A 21,186-nucleotide genomic window follows, 5' to 3' on the forward strand; every position below is an offset into this window, starting at 1 on the left:
CCGCGGTGGGGAGATAATGATCTAAAGAGATTGGCAAATCTTAAACCCTGACATTTCTAATGAGCCAGACATCGGACATTTGTATTTAGCCATGACATTAGATGCGCATAGTGAAGTGGCAGTGCGACGGCCTCGGCAATCAGTTCGGCCGCGAGATCAGGCGAGACGCTGACGACTAGAACGCTGATGGACGGCGACACGTTGAGACGCTCCAGAGGCGCTGATATGGCCGATTTATGGCATGGCCTTGCAGACCTGAGGATGCTTCCCGGCGATCCATTCAGGGGCCGCTTCGTTGCCTGCGTCCAGGAATCATGGAAGGTTGCGCAGGTGATGAACCGTATTTGCACCCTGCGATCGACGGCCGAAGGATGCGCTTCGATGAATCAGAACGGGTACCGGAGATCGGAGGGTCAAACAGGCTGAGAGAAGCAGGCGTAAAGAAAAGGGGACGATAGTCGTTAACGGTAGGTATTGTTTATTCTTCATCGGCACATTGATATGTCGATTCGGTTGTGCCTACCCTTTCAAGCTGACGCCATTCGTTCCCTATGCAACATATTGCTGCGTATCTCCTCGAAGCTCGCGGTCTTTCCTTTAATACTGCCGGGAAACTAGAAGATGATGTCGCAGAGGTTATCCTGCGATGGTTGTCCGACAAGGGAGTGAGCGACCCTGCTCGCAATGAAGGATCCTTCAATTCCTTAACCGCAAATGGTCAAGGAAAATTCAACAGGTCACATACGGTCGCGGACAGGGGTGATCTGGAAGAAATCAGGCTGGACGAATTCTCCAAGGCGGGGCAGGTCTTTACCACGACGCTCTCGGTCACCCGCTCGCCAGCCGATGTCTCCGTGCATGTGACGCTCTCCGTCACCAATACGGTCAGCATGATTGCACCGGTGCCCATTGATCCCCGATGTCCGGCAGTGGTCAGGCAATTGCTCGCACTTGACGTCGCTTGGACGATGAATGGAAACAGAATACCTGTTGGGAAAAGTACTTCACTTATTGGCGAAGATGGAGCAACGACGCTGCTCGATCATCTGCGCTCCAGCGAGCGGCGCATGCCAATCGTCGTGGTTTCCAAGAACGATGGCGAAATCTTGTGGCCCTGGTTCGACCAAGAGCTTGCCTACGATCTCGCTGGATTGGCGCATGTAGTCACTATCGATGACGAAGCCTCCTGGATGCTCACGGAAGAAATGGGCAAGGAGAATTCGTGCTATCTCGGCGCTGTGCGGCTCTACTGGCCGATAGTGACTGGCGGTTCGGCCGCGGCTCAGTTCTCCGGAAGCGTCTGGACCGCATCCGCGCTTTTGTCCAGTGACCACGATGGCAAGGGAGCCTTGCGCTTCCGTACGACCTTGCGTCGCAAAGTCATGTCGGTTGCGGCATTGACCGTTGTAGCGCCGATTGAAATCCGGCAGATCAAGAGTGATGCTGCCCGGTCGAGATTGACCGAGCTCGAAGAACGCGCCACCGCAAATTCCGAGGAACTGGAAATTGCGAAGATGTATCTCGTCGATAACGAGCAACTCAAAGCCGATCTCGCCCAGGCAAAGATCGATATCGCCGTTCTGAGCAGTCGTGCTGAAGCAGCGGAAAGCGCTCTGGAGCAGATCAAGGGCGCGGGTCCTGATGCCCATCCGGCCGTGGCGGATGGGCCCACGGAGCCGAAGAGCGGCGACATACGCTATTACAAAAAGGCTCACAGCAAACCGGCCTACGATGTGCTCATCGAGGTGAGTGGCTGTGGTCACACGAGTTGGCAAAGTGCCTCGAAGGCAGAAAAAGCGAAGAAGGGAGTTGAAAAACTGGTGGGGAGAGGCGACTGGAAAAACATTCAGCATTGCGGGGCATGTACGGGCGGAGGAATGTGGAAGGTTCGCTGGTGATTTGCGATTCTCTTCGCCTGAGAGTGAAGACCGCTGCCGGATAACCTGATCTCGTGAATCGGACTCAATGCCGACCCGAGGAATGGCTTCAAGTCCTCGCCACTCGCATTGCGTCCGTCCGTTGATCGCAGGAAAACGGACCTCCGCACCGAGACCGCAGAAGTCCGGCTTCCATCCGGTCTCTGCGCATCGGCCTGTACCCCACGGTTTTTGTCCGAGCCCATTAAAAAAAAACGCGCGGCATCCCGAAGAACACCGCGCGCAACCTTGCACCCTTGTGACACCATCGCCGCCTTGAATCAACGCGGCGCGCCCGTCTCGATCGCGTGGACAAACTGCCTCAACACCCCGCCCGACGCATCCGTCACCGCCCAGAACGTCATCCCGTCGTGATTCCAGCGTGCCAGCGCATAGCCATCGTCGGACTGCGTGACGACCGGCGTGAAGTCCTTGTCGGCCGTCTTGCTCTTGCCATCGCCCTTGTGCTCCGGGAACACGTACACGTCGATCGGATGCTTCAGATACCGGTACACCACCACCGCCACCGGACGATGATCGATGTAATCCAGCCTGCCGCCGACCAGCGCGAATCCCGGTCCGGCCGGATCGATCACCGGCGGCGCATAGTCGATGCGGCCGTTGAACCACGGCTTCACGGTGTGCTTGTCGCTGGACAGCACATCGATGGGACGGTCCGACATCAATGCGCGCACATGGCTCGATACGATCTCCTGCGCCATCGGCGATCCGGTCGCGACGCCCGTCACCAGCGGCAGCGCCTGGAACCACAGCATCGCGCCGAGCACGAGCGCCGAGAGCGTCGCGCCGGCGAACGCGCCACCAAAAAACGGCCAGGGTTCGGCGAACGCGTTGCCGAACCAGCCCCGACTCGCCCAGCGCACAGGCGCGCGCTCTCGCTCTTGTTCCCACGCCTCTTCCCGCACCCGCGCCAGCACCTGCGTTCGCAAGTGGACCGGCGCGCGCTGATAGAGCGAACCGTCGGCGAGCCTCGTATCCAGCGAGGCGGTGTCGTTATTTTCCATTGCCCGACTCCTCCGATTGACCCGGTCCGGTCCGGCGCACGAGCCGCACGCTCGGCCGGTCTTGCCCACCTTGCGCCGCGCGTACCGCCCCCGCCAGCATCTTGCGGCCGCGCGCAAGGCGCGACATCACCGTGCCGATCGGCACGCCCGTCACGGATGCGACTTCCTTGTAACTCATGTCTTCCAGTTCCCGTAACACCAGCACTTCGCGAAAGGCCACCGGCAGCACCTCCAGCGCGCGGTGCACCAGATGAATCTCGTCGCGGCGCACGGCCAGGGTCTCGGGATCGGCGCCCCCTTCCTCCGACCATCCCGGCAACGCTTCGTCGCCGCCCAGTTCTTCGTCGTAAGGCGTTGCGTCAGCCGTCTGCACCCGGCGACGCCACTCCGTGAACCAGGTATTGCGCACGATCGCCAGCAGCCACGCACGCGCGTTCGCCTCGGCGCCGCCATCGAATCCGCCGAAAAAACGGAAGGCGCGGAGATACGCTTCCTGCACCACGTCGTCGGCGTCGCTCGCATTGCCGGATAACCAGCGCGCGAGGTTGTAGGCCGCATCCAGATGCGGCATCACCGTCGCCTCGAAACGCGCGCGCATCGCCACCGCAGCCTGCGGGTCCGCGTGCTCGCCGCGTCCGGCCTTGTCCTGTCTCGACCTGCCTTGCCACATCGCGCGGTCTCCTTTCGCCTGCCACGTTCGGGAAACTGCCCCAGGCAGCGCGGTACGACTGCTCCCGCGCCCTCCCTCACCGTTACGCATGCCGCCCGGGTTTTATTCCCGTCACCTTCCCGGTTCCCAAAAAAATAAAGCGGGAATAACGGGCCATCCACGCCGGTTCGATGGACGGAAGCCGCAGCAACGTCCGCACACCGGGCGCCACGCTCAGGCCTCGTCCCCTGCACCGGGCCGCCAGGGGCACGCGATTCCGTCAAGGGAAGCGCACTGACCCCAGGAACCACGACCCACATCGACACCAAGGAACCCGCCATGAAAACGGATACCCTCACTCAGGAACAGCAACAACACGAAGAACTCGACGACCACGGCAAGCGCCGCCGCACCGCCCTGTCGTGCATGGCATGGGCGGGTGCCGGGGTGATCTGGACCGTGAGCGGCGGCGTGCCGGTCTCGCGCCTGATCTCTTCAGCGCAAGCAGCCGAGACGACCAGCGGCTTCAGTTTCGTGCAGATCAGCGACAGCCACATCGGCTTCAACAAGGATCCGAACACCGAGCCGACCAGCACGCTCGAGGAAGCCGTGAAGCGTGTAAGCGCAATGAAGAAGCGCCCTGCCTTCATGATCCATACCGGCGACATCACGCATCTGTCGAAGCCTGCGCAGTTCGATACGGCGACGCAGATCATCGGCGCCGCCGGCATGGACGTGCACTACGTGCCCGGCGAACATGACGTGCTGGTCGAAGACGGCAACCCGTTCTTCGACCGCTTCTCGGCGCAATACGGCCGTGGCAGCAACCGGCACTGGTACAGCTTCGACCAGGGCGGCGTGCATTTCATCGGACTGACCAATGTGATCGACCTGAAGGGCGGCGGCCTCGGCTTTCTCGGCGATGCGCAACTCGCCTGGCTCAAGGCCGATTTGCAAGGCAAGTCGAGCAGCACGCCCATCGTCGTGTTCGCGCACATTCCGCTGTGGGCGCTCTATCCGGAATGGGGCTGGGGCACCGACGACAGCGCACAGGCGCTCGCGCTGCTCAAGCGCTTCGGCTCGGTGACCGTGCTGAACGGGCACGTGCATCAGGTCGCGCAGAAGGTGGAGGGAGAGATGCGTTTCTATTCGGCGATGTCCACCGCCTTTCCGCAACCCGCGCCCGGCGCGCCGTCCGGCCCCGGACCGATGAAGGTGCCATCGGATCAATTGCGCAGCATGCTCGGCCTGCGTGAAGTCACCCACGTCGCCGGACGAACCCAGCTCGCGGTTACGGATACGTCGCTCGCGGGGGGGCAGTCATGATCGCCACGACGCTCGCGAACTATGTTTCGCCCTATGTTTCGCCGGCCACGCTCCGGCCGCTCGCCGGCAAGTTCCTGCGTAAGGCGGCCTTCGCGCTGGTCGTGAAGGGCGTGATCGGCATGGTGCCGACAGCCTGTGCCGCAGAACCCGCGCAGAAGCCGATGCAAGCGCCCGCGCAACAAGTCGCGATAGCGGCTGCGCCGAGCATTTCCATCGACAACTTCGCGTTCAACCAACCGAGCATCACGGTGCCGGTCGGGACCACGGTCACCTGGGTGAATCACGACGACATGCTGCATACCGTCGCGGACGAGGGCAAGACCTTCAAGTCTGACCCGCTCGACAGCGGCGAGCACTTCTCGCACGTGTTCGACAAGCCCGGCATCTACAAGTACTTCTGCTCGCTGCATCCGCACATGACGGGGACAGTCGTTGTGCAATGAGCGCTGGTGCGAAGGGATGCCGGTTCAGCCGCGCGCCTTCGCGATCGCGCTCAGGTTGCCCTCGCCGAAGCCGTGATGGCCGCGCCGCTCGACGATCTCGAAGAACATGTCGCCGGGCCGGCGTTCGGCGAAGGTCTGCAGGAAGAGCTGCGGCGTGCCATCGGCGAGGATCTCGCCATCAACGAGAATGCCGCGTGAACGCAGCGCATCGATGTCGAGACCATGGCCGGGCAGACGTTCGTCGATCTCGTCGTAATAGCGCGGCGGCGGCTGCAGGAAACGCACGCCGCGCGCCATCAGGTTATCGACTGACGCGAAGATGTCCGCCGACGCCAGCGCGATATGCTGCACGCCCTCGCCTTCATGATCCGGCAGGTACTGCTGCATCAGGTCCGTGCGATACGTGCCTTCCTCATACACCGGAATCCGGATCGAGCCGCACGGCGACACGATCACGGCCGAGTCCCGCGAGACGTGCCAGTCCGGATGCACTTGATGGATCTCCGAGAAGTGCAGCACTTCGCGGTAGAAGTCGAGCCATTCCTGGATGCGCCCGGCGCCCACCGTCTGCGTGAAATGATCCACGTCGAGCAGGCCCGTGCTGTTCGCGGGGGGGCTTTCTTCCGGAATCGGCCGGAAGTCGATGTCGTAGATGGACGTCTCGCCGCTGTTCTTGCCCGGCCAGTGGTCCACGAAGTAAATATGCGAGTCGCCGATGCCCTGGATGGCGGGAATGGCCAGTTCGTTCGGGCCGATCTTCTCGCCCTCGAAGTCCCACGCGCCGTATTCAAGCGCGCGTTCGTGCGCGACTTGCGCATCCAGCACGCGAATACCGATGGCGGCGATGCCCACGCCGTGCGACTCCGCGAAGCGCGAGGCGAACGAATCCGGCTCGGCGTTCAGCAGGAAGTGCATGCTGCCCTGGCGAAACAGCGTCACGGCCTTGCTGACATGCCGCGCCACAGGCACGAAGCCGAGCCGGCCGAACAGCGCGGCGAGCCCCTGTGCATCAGGGCTCGAAAACTCGACGAACTCCAATCCCGCAATGCCGAGCGGATTGTTGTCCGGACGGGAATCGGACGTCGCGCGGGCGGGAGAAACGGAGTCGGGCTGTGTCATCGGCATTACCTCAAAATTGTACGATCTGGTTCACGGACGCAAAGCTACCACGACCGGCCGCCTCCGCGCGACCCGGCGATGTCGTCGCAGGGCCGGAATGCTTGCGCCTAGAGTAGCGGCAGCAGGTTCGCCGTGTCAAAGCCGGAGCCGCCCGACGCGCTCCGGCCCTGCCCGGCAGTCCGTTCTTGTTGCTGTTCGTTGTCTTCAGGCGGCGAGGCGCTGTGCGCTCATCGACGGACGCCGGATTTGCGGCGGGAACACGTTCCAGGTGCCGTCGTCGTGACGGAAGAAGATGATCGCCAGCGGACCGCCCGGATGCTGCGCCTCGATGCAGACATAACGCGCGCCGGTCGCCTGCGAACGGCACAGGCGCACGACCCGTGCCGGATGCGCGGAAGTCGGCGCGAGCCACTTGTCGACGGCCCAGTGCAGCGAGTTGGCGGCGGTTTGCATGACGGTCTCCTCGGGTTCAAGGTTCAGCGTTCGGCGCGCCGAGCGCCAATCAGGCGGCGAGCGCCGCGTTCATGCGGCGGATACGTCGGGCGGCGATATAGGCACGGCACAGTCCGCTCACGGCGCGGACCGCAGCACGCGGATGCGCCAGGCAGGCCTGCACCTGACGGCTGCGCGCGCGGCCGTCGAGGCACCAGGTGACGAAGTGTTCGCAGTTGTTGGTCAGCAGTTGGTAACGGTCTTCGCCGATACGGCTGCGCGCGCGGCGCACCGCTTCCATGCCGACGAACCTGGCGGCCGGGTTCTGGCGAATCGTGACTTCATGGCCGGCTGCAAACTGTTCGACGCTCACTTCCTCGACCGGCCCGCGATGCAGCGACTTTGCGAAACCCGCGTAGTGGATGACCATGCCGTTGCCGGCATAGATGCCGTGGTGGTCGTAGCCGGAGCGGCGCGTGACGAGTTCGGTGCCGAGAGCGGGTTCGTCTTCCAGCACGAAGCCGCGTGCGAGGGCTTGCGCTTCGTTCACTTCGATTTGTTCTTGGGTTGACATGGCTGGCTCCGAGGCTGTTCAGCTTGGCGTCATGTGTTTGTTTGGCGCCGGGTTGCCAGCTCTTTTGCATCTTCCTTGCCAGTGTTTCTATGTCTCTGTTTTTTATGTATTTTTATTTGATTCGCATCACACCGGGCAGTGCATCTGTAGGACTAAGGCCAACAGTTTTCCGGCGTGTCTGTCGGGTCTGACGCGTCACTTGCTCGCACGCTCTGCGAAGCGCTTTGAGCGCATTGGAGCGCGCTCCAAACAAGGTGTTGGTGAGTTGCAGTCGAGTACGCACACGGTGTCGGCGCCGCGCCGACTGTTCGCCTGCCGTCGTGAAGCAGAGTCTGTCCCGATGACAGGCGCTCACGCCCGCCCTTTATGGCGACCCATTTCTCGCGCGGCGGTAGCGCGCATTCCGGCACGTCCCTTGCATTGATATCGCGCGTCCCTTCAGGCCATTCCGGAGAACCGCCATGGGCATCCTCACCATCACCGATCTCGCCTACGACCACGAACTCGATCAGGCGGCGATGTCGGCCATCAGCGGCGGCGGTGCCCCCTGGGTCTACGGCTGGATCACGCCGTATGTCGATCGGGGATCGGGCGGCGGCGGCGGAGTGGGCGGCGCGACCGTGAATGTCTTCGACGTCACGAACAACATTTACGAGGTGACCAACAACGTCACCAGCAACACGACGAACGTCGGCCAGATGATCAATCAGTTCCAGAGCACCAGCGTCACTAACACGGGCAACGGCGCGACGCTGACGGTCAATCCCGCCTCGGTCGCCGGGAATCGCGCGGGCTGAATGGTGCACATCCGCCGTTCGCTGCGGCGCATGTTGGGAGACAATGATCGCGATCGTTCGCGGTCCCCGCCCGCCGCCGCGTCACCCCGAGTCCCGGAGGTTTCCATGACCTTCCCAAGCGAGTTTCGATGGACTTCCGCCGCCCGCAGCGACACCGGCTGCGTGCGGCAGATCAACGAGGATGCCCTGCTCGATGCCCCCGCGCGCGGCGTGTGGGCCGTCGCCGACGGTATGGGCGGCCATGCGGTCGGCGATCTCGCGAGCCGCATGGTCATCGAGAGTCTCACGAAGGTAAAAGGCGCGAGCGGCCTGACGAACGTCCTGGCCGATGCCCGCGCCCGGCTCCTGCGCGTGAACGAGCAACTGCGGGCGGAAGCGGCACGGCGACAGGTCTCGCGCATCGGCAGCACGGTGGTTTTGCTGATCGCGCGCGATCGCGCGTGCGGCTACCTGTGGGCCGGCGACAGCCGGATCTATTTGTTGCGACGGGGCAATCTCGTGCAGCTGACGCGCGACCACAGCCATGTGGAAGAGCTGAAGGCGCGCGGGCAATTGACGGCCGAGGAAGCGCTGCACCATCCGGCGCAGCATCTGATCACGCGCGCGGTGGGCGCGCTGGACGTGCTGGAACTCGACGAGAACACGCTGGAGTTGCGCGACGGCGACACCTTCCTGCTATGCAGTGATGGTTTGTCGAACGAGGTGAGCGAAGCGGAGATGGCGAGCGAGCTTGCCCCCGGCGATTGCGATACGGCGGCGCAAAGGCTGCTGGAGATCGCGTTGGCACGCGGCGGGCGCGACAACATCTCGGTCGTGGTCGCGCATGCCGAGGATCTGATGGCGTCGGACAAGACGCAGGTGAATCCGGGGGTTTGACGGCTCGAAGGGAGGGCGATTCTGGTGAGTCATGCAGGCACGCATGCGTGTCCGATGGCGCTTTCCCCGCTGACAAAGTTATTCGGTCACATCCGCATCGAGCCTCATTGTGATCGGCTGCTTGAGCGGAACGTGCAATTCGGCCTGCTCGAAGAAGGCATCGTCGAGTTTCGGAACGTCCGAATAATCGATGTCGCTATCGGTCATCCGGGCCAGGCGTTTCCAGTCGGTTCCCGACTTCTTGCTCATATCGTCTTGCCTCGTGTCTGTTTGCCCGGCGTGCCGGGACAATGCGGATGACGCCCCGTATCTCGCGCCGACCGGGCGAAGTTCATACGCGATCTCACCCCTCCGCCTCCCGACTCTTCTGCGCCGCCAGCCGGAACTCCTTCGAATGCAGCCCGTGCTTCTTCAGCAGCATCTGCAGATGCGACCGGTTCATCTCATAGCGCCGCGCCAGTTCCGCCACCGTCCCGCCGGTCTCCTTGAGACCGCGCTCGAGAAACGCGCGTTCGGCTTCATCGCTCGCCACGCGTTTCGCTTCCGCGAGCGAGCTTGCCGTCACGATGCCGTTGCCGTTCGCCGAGGCATCGTTCATGGCCAGCGTGAGCGACGACTTCGGCCGGATGTCCACCGGCAGATGTTCGAGGTCCGCCATGTCCGTGGCGAGGCACGTCAGCCGGTACACCACGTTGCGCAGCTCGCGGATGTTGCCGGGGTAATCGTAGTTGCGCAGGAAATCGCGCAGCCGTGGAGACATGCGCACCGGCCGCCGCTTGAGCGTGGCCGCCGCTTCATCGCCGAAGTATTGCAATAGCAAGGCAATCTCGTCGCGCCGTTCGCGCAACGCGGGCAAGGTCAGGTGAATGACGCTCAGACGATAGAAAAGGTCTTCGCGAAAACGCCCTTCCTCGCAGAACTGTCGCAGGTTGCGATTGGTCGCCGCGACGATGCGCGTATCCACCGCGATGGGCTCGTCCGACCCCACGCGCTGAATCTCATGGGCCTCCAGCACGCGCAGCAACTTGACCTGCCCGGTGAGCGGCAACTCGCCGATCTCATCGAGAAAGATGGTGCCGGTATGCGCGCTCTCGAACTTGCCCTTGCGATCGTTGGTCGCGCCGGTAAACGCCCCCTTGCGATGCCCGAACAGCTCCGACTCCAGCAGATTTTCCGGAATCGCGCCGCAGTTGACCGAGATATAGGGCTTGTCGGCGCGGCCGCCGTTCGCGTGGATGACCTTCGCCATCAGTTCCTTGCCGGTGCCGCTCTCGCCGTCGATCAGGACCGGCAGATCCGTGGGCGCGGCCTTTTCGGCGATTTCCAGCGCTTCGAGGAGCTTGGGATTGTCGCCGAACGTCCCTTCAAAGATGAAGCTGCGTTCCAGCAAGGCGCGGCGCCGCGCGCCCTGCGAGAGATCCCGCTTCGGCTCCGCCGCCGCGGCCTGCACGAAGCGCTCCTTGTGCGACATCTGCATGACTTCGTCGCGCAGGGCGCTCGCCTGCCGCAGCAGCTTTTCGATTTCAGGGCGTTCAAGACGCGAGGTCCAGCGCAACGTCGAGCGCAGGATCTCGATCTTCTCGATGAGTCCCGCATACGAGATCGCCGAGGTCGGCGCGCTGGCTTCGCTTTCCGGTTGGTCGAGTATTTTCATGCTGCGCTCAGTTGCTTCTGCACGAGTTGGTAGTACATGCCTTTTCTCGCGACGAGTTCGTCGTGCCTGCCCTGCTCGACGATGCCGCCTTCGTACAGCACGAGAATCTTGTCGGCACGCATGATGGTGGACAGCCGGTGCGCGATGATGACCGCCGTGCGCCCTTTCAATATCTCCTGCATGTTGCCGAGAATGTTGCTCTCCGATTGCGTATCGAGCGCGGAGGTCGCTTCATCGAACACCAGCAGGCGGGGGTCGTGATACAGCGCCCGCGCGATGCACAGCCGTTGAATCTGTCCGCCCGACAGTCCCACGCCGCGCTCGCCCACCACTTGCTCGTAACCGAGCGGCATCTTGACGATGAACGCATGAGCATCGGCCATCTTCGCGACTTCCTCGATGCGCCTGCGGTCCGGCGCTTCATCGCCGCTCGCGATGTTGTCGGCAATCGTTCCTGAGAACAGCAGGTTGCTCTGCATCACATAGCCGATCTGCGCGCGATAGAAGCCCTTGTCGACGACAGTGATGTCATAGCCGTCCACGGTCATCTTGCCTTCGCTCGGCCCGTAGAAACCGACCAGCAGTTTCGCGAGCGTCGTCTTGCCCGAACCGCTGCGCCCGACCACCGCGATCAGTTCGCCCGGCTTGATGTCGAAGCTGATGTTCTCGAGCACATAAGGTGTTTCGCCGTCGCCATAACGGAAATACACGCCCTTGAAGCTGATGTCGCCCTGCAGGTCGGGCAGCATCACGCGCTGCTGCATGTCCTCGGGTTTCTGCTCCGGTTCGATGTCGAGCACATCGCCCAGCCGTTCCATGGCGACGCCTGCGTCGTTGAGCAGGCTCCACAGGTTGATGAGGCCCATCAGCGGCGCGAGTACGCTGCCCATGAACGCATTGAACGCAATCAGCTGGCCGATGGTCAGCTCGCGCGCCAGCACCAGGTTCGCGCCCACCCACAGCACGCCGATGGTCGTCGCCGCGTTCAGCAACTGGCTGCACAGGCCCACCGCGATATTGAAACGCTGCGACCTGTACTGCACTTCCAGCGACTTTGCGTACTTCTTCTCCCACTTGAGACGCACCGCGCGCTCGATGCCCATGCCCTTCACGGTCTCGACGCCGCCGAGCGCTTCCATCAGATAGGAACGCGCGTCCGTGCCCGCCGAAAAGCTCTCGCGCGCGTTCTGCTTGATGCGCGGCGTGGCGAGCACGGTGAGCGCCGTCATCGGAATCACGAATGCGATCAGCAACAAGGTCAGCTTCACGTTGTACAGGAACATGATCGTGAAGTAGATGAAGATCATCAACAGGTTCAGCACGGTCGTGACCGTCGATTCCGTGAGGAACGCGCGGATGGTCAGGTTCTCCTGGAAGCGTGCGAACACGTCGCCGGTCTTGCGCTTCGCGAAGAAGCCGAAGGGCAGCGAGAACGTGTGCTTGAAGAACTGCGACATCATCGCGAAGTCCATGTTGCGCACCATGAAGTTCGCGAGATAGGCGCGGATGGTGGACATCAATTGCGTGAACAGACTGGAGATGATGAGCCCGGCAATCAGCACATGCAGCAGCCCGACGTTCTGATGCACGATCACGCCGTCGAGGATGTTCTGGATGATGAGCGGCGGGATCACGCCCAGCACCTGGATCACGAAGGTCGCGAGAAACAGGTGCAGCAGGATCTTCTTGTAGGGCTTCAGATAGCCGATGAAGCGCAGCCACGGCGAGCGCGACACGGCCTTCTGCGCGAGATCCTGTCCCGGCGTGAAGAGCAGGCAGGTGCCGCTCCAGCCGCGCTCGAACTCGCCGACGGTCATCTTCCTGAAGCCGAGCGCCGGGTCCGCGACCCACACGTTGTCCTTCGAGACACCGTAGATGATGATGTAGTGATAGCCCTCCCAGTGCGCGATGAACGGCATCTCGAAGCCGCGCAGCGACTCGAACGTGCATTGCACGCCGCGCGCGGTGAATCCGAGCGATTCCCCGGCGCGCGCGAGCGAATCGAGCGTTGCGCCGGAGGTCGTCACGTTGGCGAGTTCGCGCAGCTTGCCGAGCGTCATGTTGATGCCGTAGTGACGGCAGATCATCGCGAGGCACGCCGCCCCGCAATCCATCTCCTCCGCCTGTTCCACCCACGCGAAACGCTTGAGGACGCGTTCGCCCATTTCGGGCCGCGTGTGCAGGTCGAGCATCGCGGGCAGGCGGCGGCGCTCGGCCATCTTCTTCTGCCGCTGCATTTCGCGCTCGGTGAAGCGGATGCGCTCCTCCAGCACCTCGCGCAGCTTCACATTGCGCTCGATGATGAAATGCACGGTCTTCTCGGGAATCACGAGCAGGCGTGTATCGGTGCTCGCAATGGCCGATGCCATCTGCTCCTGGCGCATCACGCAGGCTTTCTCGCCGAAGATCTCGCCGGGACCGAGCGTCGCGAGTACATGCTGCTGGCCGCCTTCCTCGCGCACGATGCGCACTTCGCCTTGCCGCACGACATAGAGCCGCCGGTCATCGCGCGAATCCTGCTTGAGAATCTCCTTGCCTTCGGCCACGCGCTTCACGCCGACGCTGCGCACGCACTCTTCCAGCTCGGCCTTGTTGAGCTTGGTGCGCAGATCGAAAAGCTTGGCGACGAAACCGCCCGCCGAATTGATCGCGACATAACTCGTCACGAAGGCGAGCGCGGCGGGATTCTTCGCGATGACGACTTCGATCGCCGCGCGCGGAATGAACAGCAACTCGGTCTTGCCCGACGAGCGCACCGACGATTCATGGCGGTAGTCGCGCAGCATCGCGATATCGGCGAAGGTCTCGCGCTCCTTCCGGACCCCCATGCTGATTTCCTTGCCGTGCTCCTCGGTGAAGATGCGCACCGAGCCCGCCTTGACGATATAAAGGCCGTTGGCGGCATCGCCGGCGTTGCACACCGTCTCGCCAAAACCGAAGCGGCGCGAGCTCGCCTGGGCGGAGAGTTCGTCGATCTCTTCACGCGAAAACGGCGAGAGTATCTCCACCGACGAGAGGAACTCGGCGGGTGAATCGAGGCTCGATGGCGCGTCCATGTCGTGTCGCTTGCTCGGTGGGCTTCAGTGGGCCTCAGTAGGCTTCAGCGTGCTTCGATCACATGTTCCTGCGCCCGCAGCGCCATCCATTCCTCGCGCAGCAAGCGGCGGATCTCGGCGGTCACGTCGTCGTCGAGCTGCGCGGAATACTTGGCCGTCACCGCAAAGATTTCATATGACGTGCCGTCGGCGGAAACGAATGGTCCAAGCAGATCGCCGACTTCGGCGTTGAAAACCTTCGCCTCGATTTCCGGCTTCAACTGCCCGCGCATCACGCGGCCGACGCGTCCGCCTTCGTCGCGCGTATCGGCCAGCGAATGTTCGCGCGCCATCTCGGCGAAGCTGTCGGGGTCGTCGTTCAGATAGGAGATCATCTCCTTCGCGCTGCCTTCGGTATCGAGCAGAATGTGACTCACCTCGATACTGTCGAAGCGCGGCGAATTCAACTGGAAATATTCCTCGACCTCGCGCGGCGTGCCCACGCGGTCGAGCATCTTTTCCTGGTAGAGCGAGTCCGTGATGAACACCTCGAACTCGTCGAGGCTCACGCGCAGTGCATCGAGATAATTGTTCATGTCCGCCGCGCGATGCAGTCCGCGAATGCGGCGGAACTGGTCGGCGCGATTCTGGATTTCGTCGTCGCTGACTTCCACGCCGGTCTTGCGCGCGGCGCGCACCGTCAGCTTGTCGCGCACGAGTTGCTCGATGAGGCCGTCGAACTGGCCGCTCAGTTTCAATGCCCTGAGAAATTCGCCGACGTCGACCACTTCGTCGTCGATACGCACAATCGCCGTCATGTTCTTCTCCGTCTGGATGTGTGTCGATCTGGTGATGAGCCTGCCCCTGCACCTACCCCGCCACGTTGCGGAACGGATCGAGCCCGAGGTCGATCAGACGCCGCTCGCGCACGACAATCTCTGCGTTCGCCGTCATGCCATAGCGCAGCGGATAACGCGTATCCGCCACCTGGTAATAATCGCGATCGAGCGTCACGCGTCCTTCATAGACCGGTTGCTTGCTGGTCGGACTCGGCTTCGTCGCAGGCGAGATGAACGCGAGCGTGCCGTCGATCACCCCGTAACGCTGATACGGAAACGCATTGAACTTGAGCTTCACGCGCTGCCCTTCGCGCAGGAACGCGCGGTCGTGTTCCGCGATTTCGATCTTCAGCACCGGCTTGGCGTTCGCGGGCGCAATGCCGCCTATCGGCGTGTTCGCCTGGATCTTGTCGCCGGGCTGGGTGGACGTGACATCGGTGATGACGCCCGACACCGGTGCGAGAATCAACAAGAAATTGTCCTTGTCGATGTTCTCGAACTTGATGCGCGCGGCGGCGTCCGCAACCAGACGCGCGGTCTGTAGTTGCAAACGCAACTTGTCTTCGGTGCTCGCGACCTCGCGCATCGCGGCCTCATATTGAAGCCGAAGGCTGGTCGCTTCCTGGCCGCTGGTTTCCAGTTGGCGCTTCGCCTGCGTGAAGTCGTGGCTCAGGCGAAAGTCGAGTTCCGCGAGCCGCGATTGCTCGACGCGATACGCGCCGTCCGCTTCGAGATACGCATTGCGCTTCTGGTCCACCTGCGTCTGTGCGATGCCGCCGCCGCCCGGCAACGCGAACAGGCGCTGGAAGCGGTCGAGTTCGACCTTGGCCGCATCGCGCGCGCGGCGGGCGTTCTCCAGCGTGCTGCGCGCTTCCTGCAACTGCGCCTTCTGGCCTTCCGCGAGCTTGCTCGTGCCTTCGGACACGCGCTGCTGATGCTGATGTTCCTCGACGTCCATCTGATCCTTGAGCGCCGCGATCCGCCGTTCCATCAATAGCTTCTTTTCCGGGAACTGCTTCCATTCGCGTTCGGCGTCATCGAGCTTCAGTTGCGCTTCAAGCGCGTTGGAGGCCGCCTCGATCGCGCCCCGTGCGTTGAGACGCGCGATCACATCGTCCTTGCGCACCGGTTGGCCTTCCGCGATATACAGATCGGCGAGTTCTCCGTCGATGGGCGCATAGAAGCGCCGCACCTCGGATTCGGGCGCGAGCGTGCCCTGCGCCGACACCATCACGTCCGCATGGCCGACGAAGGACCAGATCAGCCCGGAGCCGATCAACGCGACCATCGCGAAGACCAGCGCCTGCGTGAACCTGAGCGGCTCCGCGGTGAGGATCGAGATGCCTTCCACGCCGTGATCACCGAGCGCTTCAGACAAGGGCTTAAGGGGTGCGTCTCGCTTCACTGGTCGCGCCTCCGCTTGAGTTGGCCATGACGCCTTGCGGGCCGCCGATCAGTCCGAGCTTGGTATTCAGCAGCCCGGGTTCGAGCACCATGCGCAGGTCTTGCAGCGAGCGGCGCTGCAAGTCCGCTTCGGTATCGATCTCCCGGGCCAGCGAGGTCCACTTCGCGCTGGCGCCATCGGCCTTGACCTGCCTGAAGATACGCATGCCGCGCGTGGCGGCGTCTTCCGCATCGGACAGCAGCTTGGCCTGCGCGCGGAACGTGTCGGACACGTTCGCTTCCAGCCGCTGCGATCCGCCAATCCCGCCGTTCGTCCGGTACTGCTGCCACGATGTCTGCGCCTGCGCCATGAGCGACTGTGCGCGGGCCGTCGCGCGGTCCTTGAGCGAGGCCACTTCCGGCGCGACGGTCTTCACGTAGTATGCGTCGCTGTCGAAGTCGAGGGTTTCGTAGAACGAGAGCAACGCCTCTTCATAGTTCTTCGTCCCGCGCGCCTTCTGCACATCGCCGAACTGCGCGGCCACCGACTTCTTGTGCGCCAGCTCCTTCTGCACGGTCGCGGACCATGCGCCCTGCGGCAACTGTTGCAGCGCGTCGATTGCCTGCGCGCTCCTGCCCTGGTTCCATGCGTCCGCCACGGCCGCATACTGCGTCAGCACCGCCGGCGGCGGCAATTGACCCGCGCTCATCTGGCGCAGCTTGTCCTGGAACGGCGGCGTCGAGAACTTCGCCCTCGTCAACGCGCCCGCCAACGGCGCGAGGCTCGTGCCGTTCAGACCGCGACGCACGGCGCCGAAGACATCGAGATCGGCGCGCACGCGATCGAGGCCCGCGAGACGCGGATACTTCTCCGCATAGTCCTTGAGCGTCGCGTCGATGGCATCGAGATCGTCCTGTCCGAGACTTTTCACGATGCTCGCATCCAGGCGGTCGATGGCCGAGAGATACACGGAGTCGTCGCTTTGCAGTTTGCGCAGATGACTGAGCGCCAGCCCATAGGGCTCGCGGAATTCCGGCACATAGCCCGCGATGCGGTCCAGGTCGCGCTGATGTCCTGACGCATCGGCGTCCCAGTGCTTCAGGATCGCGTCGATGCGCGGTTCGTCGGCATAGATGCGGATGGGCGCATCGGCGCCGCCGCGGCCCATCACGAACGCTTCCAGCGTGCCGATCCAGGCGAGTTCGTCGAGCAGCGAACGCACGTCCGCATTGTGTTCGCCGAGCGTCCTCATCTGCGCGATGATCGCGTCCGCGCCCTTGAAATCGCCTTTCTTCAGCGCAGCAAGCCAGCGCGGCACGTTCGACTTGAGCACGGCCTCGGTGTTGATCGCCGCGACATGCTGGTCCTGTGGATGGGTCTTCAGATACGTGTCCGTTGCGCCGGCCGCCGCGCTGTAGTCGCCGTCCGCCATCAGCGACTTGACGTGCCGCTCGGACGCGCCGCTATAGAACAACGCCGCGCCGCCCGCGACCAGCACCGCGAGCACGCCTGCCGTCACCATGCGCGTGCGCCGCGACGCGGGACGGTCATCGCTTGCGAGCGTACGGCGCAGTTCGCCGACAAACAGCGCAGCCTTGCTTCGTTTCGCCTGATGCGTGTCCGGGCGCTTTTCTTCCGCGACGCCGGGCTGCGCATCCACGTTGATTTCGTCTTCGCGGGCGGCCGCCTGATCCACACAGAAAATGTCGAGGAACGAATGCGCCGAGCCGACGAAGGTCGTCTTGTCGCTGTCGAACGCGTCTTCCGGGGCTGCCTGCGCCTGTGGACGCTTCGGCAGGACGAATTCCGTGAGCGTCGATTCGCCTTCGTCGCCGTGCAGGCGCACCGTGTACGCGAAGTGCGAGCCGCCGAACGCGACACTGTCGCCGTCCTTCAGTTCGAGCGCTGACGCGCCGAGCCGTTCGCCGTTGACGAAGGTGCCGTTGGTGCTGCCGAGATCCTCGACGAACGGCGCGCCGCCCTTGATGAACACATGCGCGTGCCGCCGCGACACATAGTTCACCTGGTGCGGATAGCGCTCGCGGAAGCGCGCGAAGTTGTCGTCTGTCTTGCTGACGAGAAACGGAAATTGCACCAGTTCGATGATCTGCAAGCCGAGGTCGTCGCGTTGCGGCACGAGCGTGACGCCAACCGGTTTAGCCTGGCCCGCGCCGCGTGCGCGCGTGGCAAATTGCACCCGATACGACAGCCGGCTGCCGAACGAAACGATGTCGCCGCTATGGACGCGCGCGGGCGTTTCGCGCACGGGCGTGCCATTGACGGCAGTGCCGTTCTTGCTGCCGAGATCGGCGATATAGACGAATCCGTGTTCGATGAAAATGCGTGCGTGCCGGCGCGACAGTTGCGCCACGGCCTCGGGCGGACTTGCGTCGAACGGCGCTTCGGCGCGGCCGATCGGAAACAGGTTCTCGTCGATGCGGATTTCCGTCAGATGCTCGGCGTCGCTGCCGAGCTCCGGGTTCGGCAGCGGTCTCAGGATGACATCGAACGCCTCGCCGACACTCGGCGGCGCTTCCGCGACGGGATAGCCTTGAGCCATGTCCATGTCACACGCTGCGTCCAGCCGCTGTGGCCGACGCGTTATGGGAACGCCCGTCGACCCCGGGTACATGGACAAGTTGAGCCGCGCCGGACGCCATGACAGCGGGTTCCGGCGGCTGTTGAAAGTGTAAGTCACGCATCGTCGTAGTCAATCGTGCGGCACCGGTGTAATCGATCATGAGCAATCCTGCCTGGATTACTTCATATGAAACATCGCCACGGCCGTGAGGCCCGGAACGATGCTTACTTCATCGCGTCCTTGCTGGCGCTCTGCACATCGACCGTCGGCCAGCCGCCGCCCAGCGCCTTGTAGAGCGTCACCGTATCGGACAGGATCTGCTGATGATTCGCCAGCAAGGCCAGTTGCGCGGCCAGCAAGGTACGTTCAGTTTCGAATACCTGAAGCTGCGAGATCACGCCTTCCTTCAGCTGCGCGTCGATTTGCGCGGCCACGATCGTCAGTTGATCCACTTCCTGCTGAAGTTCGCCACGCTGCTTCATGTGCGAATCGAGATTGACGAGCGCGTTCTCCACTTCCTCGAACGCGCCCATCACCGTGCTTCGATACTGTTGTTCGAAAACGGTGGACTGCGCTTCGGTGGTCTTCACGCGCGCACGCACGCTCGGGTCCAGCAGCGGGATGTTGATGCTGGGCAAGAAGCTGAACGTGAAGGTCTTGAGCAGATCGGTGAGCGCGAAGCTCGCCGTGCCGCCGCGTCCCGTCAGGCTGATGGTCGGCAGTTGCGCGAGTTTCGCCTGGCCGACGAGGTCGTAGGCCTCCAGCACGCGATATTCAGCCGCGATCAGATCGGGACGCCGCGACAGCAGTTGCGACGGCAGCCCGGACGGCACCGGCGGCGCCTGCACGCGCTTCTGGAGCTGGCCTTCGGGCACCTTGAAATTGCCGGCCGGCACGCCGATCAGCGTCGCGAGCGCGTTGTCGCCGAGATCGCGCGAGCGCTTGATTTCCAGCAGATCGCGCGTCAGACGGTTGAGTTCGGCGCGCTGCGTCAAGACCTGCGTATGCGGCACGAGACCGTTCTTCTCCATGCCTTCGAAGATCGTCAGGATCTGCTGATTGGTCGCGATGGTTTTCTTCTGCTGATCGATCTGGTCGTCGAACTGGAGGATCTGGAAGTAGGTCGTCGAAACGGACGAGACGAGTTCGAGATAACCCGCGCGCCAATCGGCCTCCGTCGCGCGGAATTCCGCCTTCTGCGCCTGCACGCCCTTTTCCACCGCGCCCCAGATGTCGATGTCCCAGTTCACTTGCGTGGCAACGTTATAGGTCTTCGAGAACTTCTGGCCGGTGGTCTTTTCGAAGGCCGCGCCCGCGCCGAGGTCCATCGAAGGCAAGGCGCCCGCGCGCGCTTCGCCGATCTGCGCGCCTGCTACCTGGATGCGCGCCGCCAGCACCTTGATGTCGATGTTGCCATTGATGGCCTTCGCCACCAGCGAATCGAGATACGGATCCTGGAACTGCTTCCACCAGTCGGGCTGGATGGTATCGGACGCGGCGACGGCGGGTGCGTCGATCTTGCTGAACGCGGTCTTCTCGGGTGTGCCGGGGCGCTGATAGGTCGGCACTTTCACGTCGATGCAACCGGACAGGAGCGCGGCGGCGCACAGCCCGGCGGCCGTCGACCAGCGACGAACCGAGCGCACGCGCAACGAGGGCAACAAGGCTTGCACGATCTCACTCCCGGTGAACGCGCACCGACGGTCGGATGAACAGGTGAGAAGCGCGGCGCCGACCGCGAGTGACGTCATTCAGTCAATCAAGTAAATCACACGGCGCACCGCGACTCCATACGGGTTATGTCACATGGCGCGCGCGTGTTCTGCGACACGACGCGCGGCCATGACGCCCGCTTGCGGGCGGTGTTACGGCAGAGCTCCCCGTGCCCCGCCTTTCCTGCATTGATGCATTGATGCGTTACTGCTGCGACGGTTGTTTCATTCCCGGAAACGCTCAGGCCACATCGCCCGGCACGCCGAAATTGAAGTTGGCGATGTTCTTCGCATCCTGTTTGGGCGCGACGTTCGAACGTGCGGCGAGGCCTTGGGCAAAGGCGATGTTGCTGCCGTTCTCGTTCAGCGTCGTCTGGCTCTGGCTGATGAACTGCTGCGGCGTGAGCGACATCGCAAACGCCGACAGGTCCAGGCCCGGAAAGAGGCCCGAAGCAAGCGAAGCGTTGCCGCCGCTTACGGCATTCATCGCACGGCCCAGTTCTTCGCTGACGGGAAGATCCTTGATGGTGAGCTTCGTCATGTCGGTTCCCCTTGGGTGGGTGGCAGGTTCGAGCGTGGTGTCGGCTCGTACCGTTTAAATGCATGGGTCATGCCAGCCGCGTCAATGCATCCTTCTTTCATCGCTGCGCCTTGTGTCGTATGGCTTGCATCGATACGGACCGTGCTGCGTTGCGTCCTGTTCTGCCGGTCGGAGGCCAACACTTCGGACTCCGGCTGTTGGTCCTTCGGCAACATGCTTCATGATCGACAAGACAAACCGCTCCCGCCGCACCGGAACGTGCGCCGCTTCATCGGCCAAAGAC

General features: G+C 63.0%; 18 protein-coding genes. 5 read left to right on the forward strand and 13 right to left on the reverse strand.

Going from position 1 to position 21,186, the window contains the following annotated elements:
• Window positions 1-551 precede the first annotated feature (551 nt).
• The gene (locus QCE63_RS29565; protein ID WP_309838078.1) at window positions 552-1,898 is read left to right on the forward strand and encodes a hypothetical protein; all 1,347 of its coding nucleotides are present in this window, start codon (window positions 552-554) and stop codon (window positions 1,896-1,898) included.
• A gap of 299 nt (window positions 1,899-2,197) precedes the next feature.
• On the opposite strand, the gene QCE63_RS29570 is transcribed toward QCE63_RS29565, so the two are convergent.
• Together QCE63_RS29570 and QCE63_RS29575 are read right to left on the reverse strand one after the other, a co-directional pair.
• Entirely contained in the window at window positions 2,198-2,941 is a 744-nt protein-coding gene (locus QCE63_RS29570; protein ID WP_309838079.1) for an anti-sigma factor, read from the reverse strand.
• On the reverse strand, window positions 2,931-3,611 hold the full coding sequence (locus QCE63_RS29575) for an RNA polymerase sigma factor (protein WP_309838080.1): 681 nt from the start codon (window positions 3,609-3,611) through the stop codon (window positions 2,931-2,933). The genes QCE63_RS29570 and QCE63_RS29575 overlap by 11 nt, the downstream gene beginning before the upstream one ends.
• A gap of 318 nt (window positions 3,612-3,929) precedes the next feature.
• Between QCE63_RS29575 and QCE63_RS29580 the strand changes: the two genes are divergently transcribed.
• A complete protein-coding gene (locus QCE63_RS29580) occupies window positions 3,930-4,916 on the forward strand; it encodes a metallophosphoesterase (RefSeq protein ID WP_309838081.1) in 987 nt (328 codons plus the stop codon).
• Window positions 4,913-5,359, forward strand: a complete 447-nt coding sequence (locus QCE63_RS29585; RefSeq protein ID WP_309838082.1) for a cupredoxin family copper-binding protein — start codon at window positions 4,913-4,915, stop codon at window positions 5,357-5,359. The genes QCE63_RS29580 and QCE63_RS29585 overlap by 4 nt, the downstream gene beginning before the upstream one ends.
• A gap of 24 nt (window positions 5,360-5,383) precedes the next feature.
• Here the strand turns inward: QCE63_RS29585 and QCE63_RS29590 are convergent, their stop codons facing one another.
• From QCE63_RS29590 to QCE63_RS29600, 3 genes are all read right to left on the reverse strand, one after another.
• Complete coding sequence (locus tag QCE63_RS29590) at window positions 5,384-6,484, reverse strand: 4-hydroxyphenylpyruvate dioxygenase family protein (protein WP_404990204.1); 1,101 nt, start codon at window positions 6,482-6,484, stop codon at window positions 5,384-5,386.
• Between the two features lie 198 nt (window positions 6,485-6,682).
• Window positions 6,683-6,931: a hypothetical protein gene (locus tag QCE63_RS29595; protein WP_309838084.1), complete on the reverse strand. Its 249-nt coding sequence runs from the start codon at window positions 6,929-6,931 to the stop codon at window positions 6,683-6,685.
• Between the two features lie 49 nt (window positions 6,932-6,980).
• Entirely contained in the window at window positions 6,981-7,484 is a 504-nt protein-coding gene (locus tag QCE63_RS29600; protein WP_309838085.1) for a lecithin retinol acyltransferase family protein, read from the reverse strand.
• A 461-nt stretch (window positions 7,485-7,945) separates the two neighbouring features.
• Between QCE63_RS29600 and QCE63_RS29605 the strand changes: the two genes are divergently transcribed.
• Window positions 7,946-8,281: a hypothetical protein gene (locus QCE63_RS29605; protein WP_309838086.1), complete on the forward strand. Its 336-nt coding sequence runs from the start codon at window positions 7,946-7,948 to the stop codon at window positions 8,279-8,281.
• Between the two features lie 105 nt (window positions 8,282-8,386).
• On the forward strand, window positions 8,387-9,157 hold the full coding sequence (locus QCE63_RS29610; protein ID WP_309838087.1) for a protein phosphatase 2C domain-containing protein: 771 nt from the start codon (window positions 8,387-8,389) through the stop codon (window positions 9,155-9,157).
• A gap of 78 nt (window positions 9,158-9,235) precedes the next feature.
• Here the strand turns inward: QCE63_RS29610 and QCE63_RS29615 are convergent, their stop codons facing one another.
• From QCE63_RS29615 to QCE63_RS29650, 8 genes are all read right to left on the reverse strand, one after another.
• Window positions 9,236-9,406: a hypothetical protein gene (locus tag QCE63_RS29615; protein WP_309838088.1), complete on the reverse strand. Its 171-nt coding sequence runs from the start codon at window positions 9,404-9,406 to the stop codon at window positions 9,236-9,238.
• Between the two features lie 94 nt (window positions 9,407-9,500).
• Window positions 9,501-10,811 carry a sigma-54 dependent transcriptional regulator gene (locus QCE63_RS29620; RefSeq protein WP_309838089.1) on the reverse strand — a complete coding sequence of 437 codons (1,311 nt, stop codon included), beginning with the start codon at window positions 10,809-10,811 and terminating at the stop codon, window positions 9,501-9,503.
• The gene (locus tag QCE63_RS29625; protein WP_309838090.1) at window positions 10,808-13,867 is read right to left on the reverse strand and encodes a peptidase domain-containing ABC transporter; all 3,060 of its coding nucleotides are present in this window, start codon (window positions 13,865-13,867) and stop codon (window positions 10,808-10,810) included. Before QCE63_RS29625 ends, QCE63_RS29620 begins: the two co-directional genes overlap by 4 nt.
• Before the next feature lie 44 nt (window positions 13,868-13,911).
• Window positions 13,912-14,664, reverse strand: coding sequence for a peptidylprolyl isomerase (locus QCE63_RS29630; protein ID WP_309838091.1), 753 nt, complete (start codon window positions 14,662-14,664; stop codon window positions 13,912-13,914).
• A 52-nt stretch (window positions 14,665-14,716) separates the two neighbouring features.
• Window positions 14,717-16,090, reverse strand: coding sequence for an HlyD family efflux transporter periplasmic adaptor subunit (locus QCE63_RS29635; RefSeq protein ID WP_309838092.1), 1,374 nt, complete (start codon window positions 16,088-16,090; stop codon window positions 14,717-14,719).
• Window positions 16,068-18,629: an FHA domain-containing protein gene (locus QCE63_RS29640; RefSeq protein WP_309839320.1), complete on the reverse strand. Its 2,562-nt coding sequence runs from the start codon at window positions 18,627-18,629 to the stop codon at window positions 16,068-16,070. The genes QCE63_RS29635 and QCE63_RS29640 overlap by 23 nt, the downstream gene beginning before the upstream one ends.
• Window positions 18,630-18,874: 245 nt before the next feature.
• Window positions 18,875-20,323, reverse strand: coding sequence for an efflux transporter outer membrane subunit (locus tag QCE63_RS29645; RefSeq protein WP_309838093.1), 1,449 nt, complete (start codon window positions 20,321-20,323; stop codon window positions 18,875-18,877).
• A gap of 280 nt (window positions 20,324-20,603) precedes the next feature.
• Window positions 20,604-20,903, reverse strand: a complete 300-nt coding sequence (locus QCE63_RS29650) for a hypothetical protein (RefSeq protein ID WP_309838094.1) — start codon at window positions 20,901-20,903, stop codon at window positions 20,604-20,606.
• Window positions 20,904-21,186 lie beyond the last annotated feature (283 nt).

This window comes from Caballeronia sp. LZ065 (assembly GCF_031450975.1).
In the GTDB taxonomy this organism is placed as follows: Bacteria; Pseudomonadota; Gammaproteobacteria; order Burkholderiales; family Burkholderiaceae; genus Caballeronia.